Here is a 14,041-nt window from a genome sequence, read left to right as displayed (position 1 = left end):
TATGAAAAAAATCGTTGTACTTGGTTTGATATTAATATTTTCGATTTCCTGCAAAAAGGAAAAACCATCGACTATGGAATCTGCAGAGCATAAAAATGAGGACATTCTATGGACGGTAGAATACAGTCCTGACAATACCTTATTTGCTGTTGGTGGTAATTATGATTCGTTATTCATCTATAATACTGGGTCAAATTCAATTTTTAAAAAATACTTTTTCAGCAATACAATTACCCGCGCAATTTGGCATCCAAAAGATTCCTTAATTGGTATTAATCTTCAAGTTTCACAAAATAAACCTGGAATTCTGAATTTATCAACCAGTCAATTCATTCAATTGGATAGCATATCGGTTGATGGTGCACGGGGTATGGCATGGTCTCCTTCTGGGGATAAACTTGCGATAGGTGATAATGATGGATACCTTAGTGTTTTCAGTGATAAGGGTAGATTTGAAAAGAGAATTAAGGTAGACCCTAAAGGAATAACCGATTTAGATTGGAACCCTGATGGCAAAACAATAGCTGTAGTCGGTTCACAAATTGCTTTATACAGTTTAGATTCTGATGAGGTAAAGGTAATTGTTGACATGGATGAGCAAACACTTCATTTAAGTGTTAATTGGCATCCGTCTGGCGAATTTTTTACTTCTGGAGATTATGGCAATATTGAAAACAACATCAATCCAATTCTAAGTTATTGGAGTAAAGATGGGCAATTTCTTGATGCCTACGATAAGGGAAAGGCCCCCTACCGTAATATTTACTGGAATAAGGAAGGTAGCAGCTTATATACTGCAAGTGATGGGTTAAGAATATTTAATTCTGAAGGTAATCTACTAAAGCATATCCCAACTACTAATAAGTTATGGGGAATTGATATTCTTGAAGATCAAAACGGGTTGGAAAAAGTATTGGTGACTTCGGAAAAAGGAGAAATTCTGCTAATCAACGCCGAAAACGGAACAAAGGAAATCATAAAATAAAAAAGCACAGTGTATAAACTGTGCTTTTATGATATTCATTATATAAATATTATTTAGCCCCCCACTCTGCGAGAGAGTCTTCATTCATTTTAATATAATCATCATTGCCAGCTTTTTTAGCGCCCTCTAATGATTTTTTAGCAGCTTCGATAGCTTTAGACTTCTCACCAGCCTTAGCATATAACAAAGACTGTTGGCGATACTGCCAATAAGCTGGTTCTTTTGTCATGGACATAGCTTTATCCATCCAAGCGATAGCTTGCTTAATATCTTTACCTTCCGCAGAATAATAGGTTGCAGCAGCAAAATAATCATTTGCGGTCGGACCGTTCATTACTCTATTGATGGAGGCGGTTACCATTTCATCAGTAGGAACTTCAAACTTTACTCCCACATAGGTCTTCTCCCATAAAATTCCCAATACGGCTGATCCCGAAGCCACATCATCAATGGTAATAGTAAAAGTTTCAATATCCATTGGCATTGTATATACTTCTGGAGTTGCTTTTGCTACAACTTTAGATTCATCCCATTTTTGAGGTGTGCCCCAATTTTCAGTATCTGAATAAAAATACACGTCCCAAGCGGACTTGCCCGGCTTTGTAAAAATTGCATAGGTACCTGCTTTAACTTTTGAACCAGCAATTGTTACGTCTGTGCTAAAAGAAACAGTAGTGTTTTTATTAGCTCCAGTTCTCCAAAGTTTATCGTAAGGAACTAAATCTCCATAGACAGTTCTACCCCTCATATTGGGTCTAGAATAATCTACTGTAACTTCGGTTAATCCAACTGTCTGTTGAAGTTTCGCTTGTGGACTAGCAGCTGGTGTTTGAATTTGTGCAGTAGCGCCCAGCCCAAAAGCTGCCACTACAAATAAGGTTAATAAGTGCTTCATTTTGTGAATAGTTAATTTTTTAGTTAAATCCTTCTAAAATTAAGGATAGTAAAACCTCCTTCTTGTTAAGGAATCCTTAAATATAAGCAAACTATACGAAGGTTTATATTCGTTGTTAATTATTGTTTAATTTTTTATTTAAAAGATTAAACATTATTAATTTTAACAAAAAAATTATGGCCACAACAAAAACGAAAAAATCCGCTAAAAAAGAACCATCTAAAAGGGATATTTTAACTTCCTATATGGAATATGTTTTGGAGAATGGAAAACAACCACCCTCGGTATTTGCATTTTCCAAATCAAACAAAATGGATGAGTCTCAATTTTATAATCATTTTGGATCGTTCAAATCTTTAGAAAAGGGAATCTATGAGGAGTTTTTCAATATGGCTATGGCTCTATTAAAAAAAGATAAGAGCTATAATAATTTCGATAGTCAGAATAAACTATTAAGCTTCTATTACACCTTTTTTGAAATACTAAAACAGAACAGAAGCTATGTTTTAAAGTCCTTGGATGATAGCGGTAGAATAAATAAGCAAATTGAGATTCTTGAGGGGCTACGGTTTAAATTTGAAGAATATGTAAAAGAATTAGATATTGACACTCTTGACCTTAAAAATAAGGATGCCAATACCCTACAGAAAAATTTGTTATCCAAAGCCGCTTGGACCCAGATGCTCATAACACTTAAATTTTGGTTGGAAGATGATTCGGTAAATTTTGAAAAAACTGACGTTCTAATTGAAAAATCTGTAACAACCAGTTTTGAACTTATAAATCTTCAGCCGATTCGCTCAGTATTAGATTTAGGGAAATTTTTATATAAGGAGAAATTTAAATCCCAATCTTAACATAATGAAGAGCATCGATCGAATTCCCATAACCAAAATTCAAAGAGCATCTAAATTGGTCGGTACTGGCACTAAGGTCGGTATTAACTATTTAAAGTATTATGGAGATAAACTCATAAATACTGAAGAAGAGGCAAAAGAGCGTCTCGATAAAAAAAATGCTGAGGATATTTATGACAGCCTTAAACAACTTAAAGGAAGTGCTTTAAAAGTTGCCCAAATGCTTAGTATGGAAAAAAGTTTTTTGCCCAAGGCTTATGTTGAGCAATTTTCCTTGTCCCAATTTTCTGTACCACCCTTGTCCGCACCATTGGTCAAAAAGACATTTATAAATCAATTTGGCAAAAGTCCATTCAAATTGTTCGACACTTTTAATGAACACGCAATGAATGCTGCAAGTATTGGACAAGTTCATTATGCCGAAAAAGATGGCCATAAATACGCAGTTAAAATACAATACCCAGGAGTTGCTGACAGCATTTCGTCCGATTTGGCATTGGTAAAACCTATTGCGTTGAGGATGTTCAATATACCTTCCAAAGATTCTGATAAATATTTTAAGGAGGTGGAGGAAAAGTTGTTGGAAGAAACTAATTACATTCAAGAACTCGACCAAAGCCAATTCATTTCAAATGCTTGTAAGCACATCCCTAATCTTCGTTTTCCTAATTATCACAAGAGTTTATCAAATTCCCGAATCCTAACAATGGATTATATGGAGGGAGTTCATCTTGCCTCCTATTGCAAAACAAATACAGATGAGAAATTAAATAAAATGCTAGGGCAAGCACTTTGGGATTTCTTTATGTTTCAAATCCATCATTTAAAAATGGTGCATGCAGATCCTCATCCCGGAAATTTTTTGGTTAGTAATTCTGGCAAGTTGATTGTCTTAGATTTTGGTTGTATTAAAAAAATTCCTTTGGACTTCTATATTCCTTATTTCGAATTGGCCCAAGCTGAAGTACTGAATAACGAGGATAAATTCGAAAACAAACTTTTTGAACTAGAAATTTTAATGGAATCTGACAGCGAGGAAGAAAAGCTATTTTTCAAAAAAATGTTCAAAGATCTTTTAAAAGTATTTACAAAACCCTTCCATAATGAAACGTTTGATTTTTCGGACCAATCGTTTTTTAAGGAGGTAATTAATTTAGGTGAACTGTATGCCAAAAATTCAGAAATTAGAAAATACAATTCTAATCGAGGTTCTAAACATTTCATTTATATTAACCGTATGTTTTTTGGGCTCTATAACCTCATGTTTGATTTGAAGGCTAAAGATGTCACAATTAATAATTATGTAACTCTCATCGATTAGAGTACATACAAAAATCAAACAATGAAAATTTTATTAACAGGTGTAACAGGTTATATAGGCAAACGTCTTTTACCCCTATTGATAAACGATGGAAGTGAAGTTTATTGTTTGGTTCGCGATCTACTCCGAGTAGATGATATTCACAAAGACGATCAAAATGTTTCCTTCATCCAAGGGGATTTATTGGATAAGAAATCTTTAGAAAAATTACCGAAAGATATAGATGCGGCTTATTTCTTGGTCCATTCTATGTCTCAAACATCTAAGGATTTTCAATCACTAGAGGAGAAAACTGCAGAAAATTTCAAGTCCTATTTAGAAACAACTTCTTGTAAGCAGCTCATTTACCTAAGTGGAATTTCTAATGATGAATCATTATCAAAACATCTTGCATCCCGCAGGCAAGTTGAAAATATATTACAATCAGAAGTATATGCCTTAACCATTTTTAGGGCTGGGATCATTGTAGGCAGTGGTAGTTCTTCTTTTGAGATTATCAGGGACCTTGTGGAAAAATTACCTGTTATGGTAGCACCAAAATGGCTAGACACAAAAACCCAGCCTCTTGCAGTACGAGACGTACTCAGTTTCCTAAATAACGCCAAGGGACATACAGAAGTATACAACAAAACCTACGACATTTTTGGGCCTGAAGTACTAACCTATAAAACCATGCTGTTGGAATTTGCAAAAATCCGAGGCTTAAACCGTCGGATCATTACTGTTCCGGTAATGACCCCACAACTTTCCTCCTATTGGCTTTATTTTGTTACTTCAACATCTTACAAATTAGCAAGAAATTTAGTGGATAGTTTAGGTGTTGAAATTGTTGGTAGACCGAGTGAGGTGAATTCAATCTTAAATGTTGAACCAATTACATATTCTGAAGCTGTGAAACTCGCATTCGAAAAAATTGAACAGAATAGCATAATTTCAAGTTGGAAAGATTCTTTTGTAAGTAGTAATCGTTTAAAACATAAATTACATAAATATGTCAATGTGCCTAAATATGGTTGTTTTAAAGATTATAAGGAGCGTACGGTTAAAAATGAAACCATAACATTAAACAAAATATGGTCCATTGGAGGTTCTACAGGATGGTATTACGGCAACCCTTTATGGAAGCTAAGAGGCTATCTAGATAAATTAGTGGGAGGAATAGGTTTAAGACGTGGAAGAACTCATCCAAATTCTCTTCATGCAGGTGATTCTTTAGACTTTTGGAGGGTAATTTTTTCAGATAAAGAAAAGAAGAAATTGTTGCTTTATGCCGAGATGAAACTTCCTGGTGAAGCTTGGTTAGAATTTAAGATTGAAGAAGGTAAACTTAAACAAACCGCCACGTTCCGTCCAAAAGGACTTGCTGGTAGACTTTATTGGTTTAGTGTACTACCTTTTCACGCTTTTATATTTAATGGAATGATTAATGAACTTGTAAGGGTAGAATAACACATCAATTCTTGGGTAAAAATCTTACTAAATATTCAACCTTACGACTCATTTTAGGAGATCAACTCAATATTAAACATTCATGGTTTAAAGAGACAAAGCATTCAACTCTATATGTCCTGATGGAGATTAGATCCGAAACGGATTATGTTACCCACCATATTCAAAAAGTTATAGGTTTCTTCGCCGCTATGCGAGAATTTGGACGCCAATTGAGATTAGCAGGTCATAACGTTGAGTATTTTCAAATTACGGACGATTTTAATAAACAGTCGTTTGAAGAAAATTTGTCCAATCTTATTTCTGATCACAAAATTGAACGTTTTGAATATCTAGAGCCTGATGAATACCGTCTTGATGTAATACTCAAAACTTTTGTTAGGAAGTTGAACATAGCTTCTGAAATTTATTCTACTGAACACTTTTATACCAACAGAAATGAGTTGGGAAACTTCTTCAAGGACAAGAAAGAATCAGTAATGGAGACTTTTTATCGCGACATGCGCAAACGGCACGATATTTTGATGATCTCTGGAAAACCTGAAGGTGGAAAATGGAATTTTGACCATTCAAATAGAAAGCCATATAAAGGAGAACCACCTATTCCCTCCTTTAAATATTTTCTCAATCAGGTGGAAGATATAGTCGCTGACATTAAAAATTCTGAAATTAAAACCATCGGGAATTTTGAGACCAAAACTTTCAATTACCCTATTAATAGAAGTCAAGCGCTAGAACAGTTAAAATTTTTCTGTTCGGAACTTTTACAGTATTTCGGCGATTATCAGGATGCAATGGTAACTGGAGAACCATATTTATTTCATTCCAGACTCTCGTTTGCTTTAAATCTAAAATTAATCGGTCCTAAGGACATCGTACAAACGGTATTGAATTATTACCGAAAAAATAAAACTACAATTGACATTTCGCAAGTTGAAGGTTTTATTAGGCAAATAGTTGGTTGGAGAGAGTTTATGCGAGGAATGTATTGGTGGCAAATGCCAGATTTAAAAAATTCTAACTTTCTCAAAAACCACAATAACCTTCCTTCATTTTATTGGGGCGCCAAAACTGAAATGAATTGTCTTAAACATACGATAAAAGATTCCTTGGATAACGGTTATGCACATCATATTCAACGGTTGATGATAACCGGAAATTACGCTTTACTCAATGAGACTAATCCAGATGAAGTTGATAATTGGTATCTAGGTATTTATGTAGATGCCGTTGAGTGGGTTCAATTACCCAATACACGTGGCATGAGTCAATTTGCAGATGGAGGTAAGATGGCAACAAAGCCTTATGTTTCTTCGGCAAATTATATAAACAAAATGAGCGATTATTGTCCCAAATGCACATATAATCACAAAGAAAAGTATACCGATAATGCCTGCCCATTTAATTCTCTTTATTGGAATTTTCTCGACTCCAAAAAATCATTTCTAAAAGACAACCCTAGAATGGGTATGATGTATTCTTTATTAGATAAAATGGAACCAGATGAGAAGGAAAAAATTATAGAAAGGGCATCTTCATTTCTAAAATGAAACTTATATCCGATTAGTTTGTTGTTAAATTTTGTTTAACTTATTAACTTTTAAGTTAAACAATATGTACATTTGAATCTTATTATGATTCTTAACACAACATATTTTAATCCTAATGAAAAAGAAATTGTCCAAGAATTGGTGGGTAATTGTTACTCGTTTTTTAAAAGGATCAGTTTAGGCGGAATCGGTTCTGGTAGAATGATTGTTGAAGAGGTTAGTGCAGGCCTCTCTCCTTACATTAATTCTAATTCAGACCTTACTTATGCCAATGTTGAGCTGAGACCCGGTGGTATAATCGTAAGGATAAATAAAGGTTTAAAAAACTATTCTTGGATAATTCCCTTTTATCAACTGTCCATATTTAAATCAGGAAGAATAAGCCTTCATGGTCAAGGGCACTTTATAAGTTTTAGAACCAATAATATGACCAAAGGTAATATGCCATTCTTCAAAAAAATTTTAGAGGAAAAATTAAAATATGAAAGCAGTCATAGGTTATTAGACCCAAACCGTGGTTAAAATTAAAATCTGTAAGAAAAATGACTATGAATTTTATAATATCCAAGCTTTCAAATTGAGGAAGTGTAAAAAATCCTTAAGAATAAGACGTTTTAACGTTTTCTTGTTACTATTGAAAAGTGTAGTAGTTAATTTATAAGATAAAACCAATTTTATGAATTTTTTGAAACGCTACATTACCCCAATTTTATTACTATTAGTTGGTATTTTTCTTTCAAAGATTTTAGATCCAATTCTAGATTTTAATTCCAAAACAGCTTACGTCATTGGAAAATTAAGCTCTATTTTAATTATAATAAGCATTGCTTGGATTCTTATTTCAACTCTAAAGTTTTTCAAAAAAGAATATCTTGAAAAGTATGATCTGCACAGCCAAGACAATCTCAATGCAAGGAAACTTTACACCCAATTCAATATTCTAGAGCGAATAATCATTTTTATCATTGTAATTCTTGCCATAGGTGTAGCATTGATGCTATTTGAACAGGTTAGAAAATTTGGACTTAGTTTATTTGCATCGGCTGGTATCGCAGGAATCATTTTGGGTTTTGCAGCCCAAAAAGCGATCGCTACCATTTTGGCAGGTTTACAAATTGCCATTTCCCAGCCTATAAGACTAGACGATGTTCTGGTAGTGGAAGGTGAATGGGGTTGGGTTGAAGAAATCACCCTGACATTTGTTGTAGTTAGACTTTGGGACAAGAGAAGATTAGTTCTTCCTACAACCTATTTTATCGAAAGACCATTTCAAAACTGGACCCGCACCACCGCTGAAATTCTTGGCACTGTTTTTATTTATACGGATTATAATATCCCGTTTGATGAACTGAGAAAGGAATTAACTCGACTTTTGGAAAGCACACCTTTATGGGATGGGCAAACCAATGTGTTACAAGTTACAGATAGTAAAGAGAATTATGTAGAAATAAGGGCATTGATGAGCGCACGTAATTCACCCGAAGCATGGGATTTAAGGGTTTTCATTCGGGAAAATTTAATCACTTTTATTCAAAAGAATTACCCAGAATCCTTTGCCAAATCTCGAGTTATAATTGAAGATTCTACAAAATTTGAAAAAGCTATAAAACATAATATATGAAGCCAAAAAAAATATTGATTGTTGGAGGTAGCAAAGGCATTGGTGCCGCTTTGGGATCAATTTTGTCCAAGAACAATGAGGTTATAAACATCAGCAGGTCTGATCCGCCTAGCGACATATCTTATACGGCTCATTACTCCCTTGATGTCCTGGAAGAGGAATTACCCAAAATTGAAGAACTCGATGGTTTTATTTATGCCCCTGGCAGTATTAACTTAAAACCCTTTAATAGGCTAGATGAGCAGGACTTCCTTAATGATATGAAAATAAATATCTTAGGAGCTATTAAATGCATTCAAAAATATCTTGATTCGCTCAAAAAATCTGAAGATGGAAGTGTTCTTTTGTTCAGTACTGTAGCGGTAAAAATGGGTATGCCATTTCACGCCAGCATTGCCTCCGCTAAAGGTGCTATTGAAGGATTAATTAAATCTCTAGCAGCAGAATATGCTGCAACAATTAGATTTAATGCCATTGCTCCAACCGTTACAAATACCGATCTTGCATCTAAATTATTAAGAAATGAAAAAATGGTTGAATCTATTAAGGATCGCCACCCTATGAAAACATTTTTAGAACCTGAAGATGTTGCAGAAACAGCCGCCTTTCTCATTTCTGACAAAGCAAAAAAAATCACAGGTCAAATAATAGAAATGGACTGTGGTATTGTTACACTTAAAACTTAAAAAATGACTCTACAAATGATTGTTTTATTTTCACTATTTGGTATCGGTTCCAAAGTCCAGGAGCCCGTTGAAAACATTTATAAAATTGAGATTAACGATATAAATGGCAACCCTATGGACTTAAGCCAATACAAAGGCAAATATGTTTTGTTTGTAAATGTGGCTTCAGAATGTGGATTCACGAAACAATATGAGGATCTCCAAAATTTATATGAACAATATCAGGATAATTTGGTAATAATTGGGTCTCCTTGTAATCAGTTTGGAGGACAAGAGCCGGGAACTGCAGATGAAATTCAACAGTTTTGTAAGCGAAATTTTGGCGTTACCTTTCCTCTAACAGAGAAAATTGAAGTCAAAGGGGAAAATCAACACCCATTATATGCTTGGTTAACCGATAAGGATAAAAATGGTAGTAAAAGTTCATCCGTAAAATGGAATTTCCAAAAATATTTGGTTTCACCAGATGGTAAATTGGTTGATTATTTCTATTCCATTACAAATCCGACCAGCTCAAAGATTACAAAACATCTGGCAGAATAGTCTATGCAATTTGGTAAGCTTTTAATACTTTACCTAGTTCTTAACTTTGCCGCATTAGGTATTGGTAGTTGGTTAATGGGAACCGGTCCAACAGGCCAATGGTACCTAAATCTTAATAAAGCTCCTTGGACACCTCCTGGGTGGGTTTTTGGTTTTGCTTGGACAACAATAATGGTCTGTTTTTCTTTTTACCTAACATATTTGACCCTCTTTTCTGAAGATAATTATTTTAAAGGTTTGTTTGCGATTCAGTGGGTATTAAACGTATCATGGAATCTTATTTTCTTTAATCTGCAACTACCACTATTAGGCTTAATCATTATTTGTCTACTTACAATTGTGGTTTTTATGTTTTTATTCAAATATTGGCCTTTATTGAAATTAAAATCGATACTGGTGTCTCCATATGCCATCTGGCTTTGTATTGCCGTATCTCTTAATGCTTATATAGTTTTTAAAAATTAACATGCGCCTACATCAATTATACCGAACTCAAAAATTACCAATCTCTGTTGAAGAGGCTTGGGACTTTTTATCAGACCCAAAGAATTTGCAAACAATTACCCCAGATAATATGAAGTTTGAAATTCTTTCAGGTACAGCTGACAAAATGTATCAAGGACAAATTATAGAATATAATGTTACTCCATTTATGGGTATTAAAACATCTTGGGTGACTGAAATAACACATGTGAACGAACCTCATTATTTTGTTGACGAACAACGTTTTGGCCCTTATAAGCTTTGGCATCACAAACATATAATTAAACCCATTGATGGAGGTGTATTAATGGAAGACTTGGTTCATTATAAGCTTCCTATGGGAATTGTTGGGACTTGGATGGAGCCATTTTTGGTTAAACCAAAATTGGAAAAAATATTTAACTATAGAGAAGAAAAGCTTAAATCACTTTTTGGTAAAATGCACTAAATTTAATGAAGGAACCTATTAATATTTTTTGGTTTAGAAGAGATTTAAGATTGGATGACAATGTTGGTTTTTATAATGCCTTAAAAGGAGATAGGCCAGTATTACCAATATTTATTTTCGACACCAATATCCTTAAGGAATTGCCAGAATATGATGCTAGGGTTTCCTTTATATTTGAGGAATTACAAAAAATGCGCAAAGAACTGCAAGACTCACATGAAAGCAGTTTAGCAATGTTCTATGGAACTCCGGAATCAGTATTTAAAGACCTAATTGAATCATATGATATTCATAAAGTGTTTACTAATCGGGATTATGAGCCATATGCAAAGGACAGAGATGATAAAATCGAAAATCTCCTGATCAAAAAAAATATTGAATTTAAAACGTTTAAGGACCATGTCATTTTTGAAAAGGATGAAGTTGTAAAACAAGATGGAGGTCCCTATGTAGTTTACACCCCTTATAGTAATACCTGGAAGGACCAATTTAAAAAGATTGATTTAGAGATTTTCTATACAAATTCCTTTCTAAAAAAATTGGTTAAAAACACAAGGTTACCGAATTTGTCACTTTCAGATATTGGTTTTAAAAAATCATCACAATCTATAGAACCATACGATGTTACCCCTTCAATGATTGACGAATACGGCAAGACTAGAAATTTTCCATCTAAAGAATCTACTTCTCGCCTCGGTCCACATCTTCGCTTTGGTACTGTAAGCATTCGAAAAATGGTTAAAAAGGCAGACAATTCAACTTCTAAGACTTTTCTTAATGAGTTAATTTGGCGTGAATTCTTTATGCAAATATTATGGCACTTTCCTCATACCGTCAAGGATGCATATAAGAAAAAATATGATAATATTAAATGGAGAAACGATGAGGATGAATTCAAAAAATGGTGTGAGGGTAAAACTGGGTATCCTTTAGTAGATGCAGGAATGAGACAACTAAATGAAACCGGTTTTATGCATAATAGGGTGAGAATGTTAGTCGGGAGTTTTTTATGCAAGCACTTATTAATTGATTGGCGCTGGGGTGAAGCCTATTTTGCTGAGAAATTACATGATTACGAAATGGCCAGCAATGTAGGTAACTGGCAATGGGTTGCAGGTAGCGGTGTGGATGCTGCACCTTATTTTAGAATATTTAATCCTACAACACAAATCGAAAAATTCGATAAAAATTACGAGTACATTAAAAAGTGGGTATCAGAATACGATACAGACGATTACCCTGAACCTATGGTTGATCATAAAGAGGCACGAGAGCGAGCTTTAGAGGTTTATAAAACTGCAGTCAATCAATAGACCTTTTCTACCTAGAGGAAAAAGCACCCATAAATATCGAATGTTTAAAATTTGGTTTTATTCCTCTATATTTAGAGTATTAAACACCTCATAGATGAAATTATTAACCATTACCGCTTCCCTATTTTTAATGGGGTGCCTTTCTTTTGCACAAACCAAAAAAATAAACAATTCCAAAAAATCGGTTATTGCTTCGGTTGAAAATCATAAATCGAAATTAATCAACATAAGTGATGAAATCTGGTCTCTTGCCGAAACAGCTTTTGAAGAAAACCAATCATCTAAAATACTTTCCGACTATGCCAAGTCTCAAGGGTTTAAGGTAGAACGTGGCGTTGCCAACGAACCTACTGCATTTGTTGCAACTTATGGATCTGGAAAACCAGTTATAGGAATTCTGGGAGAATTTGATGCCCTGCCAGGCTTATCCCAAAAAACAGTACCAACAAAAAATCCTGTTGCCGATGGAGAACCGGGGCATGGTTGTGGCCACAATCTGTTCGGTGCAGCGAGTTTAGGTGCGGCAATTGCTATAAAAGAACAAATTGAAAAGGGGTCCTTTAAAGGAACGGTTAAATTTTTCGGAACACCCAGTGAAGAAAAGTTTTTCGGTAAACTATGGATGGTCGAGGCTGGTTTATGGGACGATGTTGATGTAAATATTAGCTGGCATCCCGGTGATAAAACAGAGGCCGATGCCCAAAGTTCCCAAGCCCTGGTGGATTTTATAGTAGAATTTTATGGTCAAGCCGCCCATGCAGCCGCAGATCCATGGAATGGCCGCTCTGCTGGTGATGCCTTAGAACTTTATGCAGCTGGGATTAATTATTACCGAGAACATGTCCAACCAACCGTTAGAATGCATTATGATATACAAGAAGCTGGCAAGGTTGTAAATGTTGTCCCAGATTATGCAAGAATCTGGGTTCGGGTAAGAGATGCCAAGCGTTCTGGTATGATGCCTGTATTTGAGCGAGTTAAGAAAATGGCTGAAGGGGCTGCAATTATGGCAAATGTTGAGTCCAAATTCTCGTTAATATCAGGTTGCTGGGAAATGCTCGTCAATCGGGAAGGAGAAAAAATAATGCAATCGAATTTAGAATTGTTGGGACCTATTACTTACACTGAGGAGGAAATTGCATTTGCGAAAAAAATCCAAGAGGCAACAGAGAAACCACAAATCGGTTTTGACAGTGCGATAAAACCCCTAAGAGAAACAGCAGAAAATCCACCTGGAGGCTCTACAGATGTTGCAGATGTTAGCTGGAATGTACCCAATATTAATCTTAGCGTTACCGTTGCACCAAAAAACACACCATGGCATTCTTGGGCCGTGGTGGCATGCGGAGGTATGAGTATAGGTCATAAAGGAATGATTTACGCAGCAAAAGCAATGGCTATGACAATGGCGGATTTGTATGAAAATCCAGATTTAATCCAAAAAATGAAGGATGAATTTAAAATGCGAAAAGGAGACACAGTATATGAACCGATAATACCTGATGGCCCTCCACCAATTCCAAACAGTAGTAAATAAAATAAAAGCCTCGATTTATCGGGGCTTATTTAGTAATGGCCCAATGCTTTAAACCTTAAAACCTTGACTTAAATCATAATATTGAAAAATAGGTTGTCTTATTTTTACAATATAAAATCCTTATTATGTCACAGTTATATAGAGATAAAAGTACTTGGGCGATAGGCGGTGGTCTTCTTTTAGGTTTAGGAATTGGATTCGTATTCTTGCAAACTTCCGCTCTATATTTTGTTGGATCAATCATAGCAGGTTTAGGATTGGGATTATTGATTACTGCGATTATTTCAGGGAAAAAAACAATCAATTTTTAATTCCCCCTCAAGCCTAAAAAAATAATCTACAAGGTTTATATC

15 protein-coding genes are annotated in these 14,041 nt (G+C 34.8%); 14 read left to right on the top strand and 1 reads right to left on the bottom strand.

The window, feature by feature from the left end; genetic code table 11:
• Position 1 precedes the first annotated feature (1 nt).
• Complete coding sequence (locus ISU00_RS13630) at positions 2-985, top strand: WD40 repeat domain-containing protein (protein ID WP_228851224.1); 984 nt, start codon at positions 2-4, stop codon at positions 983-985.
• Positions 986-1,034: 49 nt separating this feature from the next.
• On the opposite strand, the gene ISU00_RS13625 is transcribed toward ISU00_RS13630, so the two are convergent.
• Positions 1,035-1,880 (bottom strand): DUF2911 domain-containing protein, encoded by an 846-nt coding sequence (locus tag ISU00_RS13625; protein WP_228851223.1) that lies wholly within the window; start codon positions 1,878-1,880, stop codon positions 1,035-1,037.
• A 176-nt stretch (positions 1,881-2,056) separates the two neighbouring features.
• Here ISU00_RS13625 and ISU00_RS13620 point away from each other — a divergent pair, with 176 nt between their 5' ends.
• The 13 genes from ISU00_RS13620 (at position 2,057) to ISU00_RS13560 (ending at position 13,999) form a co-directional block, all read left to right on the top strand.
• Entirely contained in the window at positions 2,057-2,737 is a 681-nt protein-coding gene (locus tag ISU00_RS13620; RefSeq protein WP_228851222.1) for a TetR family transcriptional regulator C-terminal domain-containing protein, read from the top strand.
• A 4-nt stretch (positions 2,738-2,741) separates the two neighbouring features.
• Entirely contained in the window at positions 2,742-4,058 is a 1,317-nt protein-coding gene (locus tag ISU00_RS13615; protein ID WP_228851221.1) for an ABC1 kinase family protein, read from the top strand.
• 21 nt (positions 4,059-4,079) lie between these two features.
• Complete coding sequence (locus ISU00_RS13610; protein WP_228851220.1) at positions 4,080-5,507, top strand: SDR family oxidoreductase; 1,428 nt, start codon at positions 4,080-4,082, stop codon at positions 5,505-5,507.
• A gap of 11 nt (positions 5,508-5,518) precedes the next feature.
• Complete coding sequence (locus ISU00_RS13605; protein ID WP_228851219.1) at positions 5,519-7,057, top strand: cryptochrome/photolyase family protein; 1,539 nt, start codon at positions 5,519-5,521, stop codon at positions 7,055-7,057.
• An 84-nt stretch (positions 7,058-7,141) separates the two neighbouring features.
• Entirely contained in the window at positions 7,142-7,579 is a 438-nt protein-coding gene (locus ISU00_RS13600) for a hypothetical protein (protein WP_228851218.1), read from the top strand.
• Positions 7,580-7,733: 154 nt separating this feature from the next.
• A complete protein-coding gene (locus tag ISU00_RS13595) occupies positions 7,734-8,678 on the top strand; it encodes a mechanosensitive ion channel family protein (protein ID WP_228851217.1) in 945 nt (314 codons plus the stop codon).
• On the top strand, positions 8,675-9,364 hold the full coding sequence (locus ISU00_RS13590; RefSeq protein WP_228851216.1) for an SDR family NAD(P)-dependent oxidoreductase: 690 nt from the start codon (positions 8,675-8,677) through the stop codon (positions 9,362-9,364). The genes ISU00_RS13595 and ISU00_RS13590 overlap by 4 nt, the downstream gene beginning before the upstream one ends.
• Before the next feature lie 15 nt (positions 9,365-9,379).
• The gene (locus ISU00_RS13585; RefSeq protein WP_228851215.1) at positions 9,380-9,907 is read left to right on the top strand and encodes a glutathione peroxidase; all 528 of its coding nucleotides are present in this window, start codon (positions 9,380-9,382) and stop codon (positions 9,905-9,907) included.
• Positions 9,908-9,910: 3 nt separating this feature from the next.
• A complete protein-coding gene (locus ISU00_RS13580; RefSeq protein ID WP_228851214.1) occupies positions 9,911-10,372 on the top strand; it encodes a TspO/MBR family protein in 462 nt (153 codons plus the stop codon).
• A 1-nt stretch (position 10,373) separates the two neighbouring features.
• Entirely contained in the window at positions 10,374-10,838 is a 465-nt protein-coding gene (locus tag ISU00_RS13575; protein ID WP_228851213.1) for an SRPBCC family protein, read from the top strand.
• Between the two features lie 5 nt (positions 10,839-10,843).
• Entirely contained in the window at positions 10,844-12,151 is a 1,308-nt protein-coding gene (locus tag ISU00_RS13570; RefSeq protein ID WP_228851212.1) for a cryptochrome/photolyase family protein, read from the top strand.
• 94 nt (positions 12,152-12,245) lie between these two features.
• A complete protein-coding gene (locus tag ISU00_RS13565; protein ID WP_228851211.1) occupies positions 12,246-13,688 on the top strand; it encodes an amidohydrolase in 1,443 nt (480 codons plus the stop codon).
• 125 nt (positions 13,689-13,813) lie between these two features.
• Positions 13,814-13,999: a hypothetical protein gene (locus ISU00_RS13560; protein ID WP_228851210.1), complete on the top strand. Its 186-nt coding sequence runs from the start codon at positions 13,814-13,816 to the stop codon at positions 13,997-13,999.
• The last annotated feature ends 42 nt before the right edge of the window (positions 14,000-14,041 follow it).

The sequence above is a fragment of the Aegicerativicinus sediminis genome (genome assembly GCF_015476115.1).
GTDB classification, from domain to species: domain Bacteria; phylum Bacteroidota; class Bacteroidia; order Flavobacteriales; family Flavobacteriaceae; genus Aegicerativicinus; species Aegicerativicinus sediminis.
This window is presented reverse-complemented; position numbering and strand designations above follow the sequence as displayed.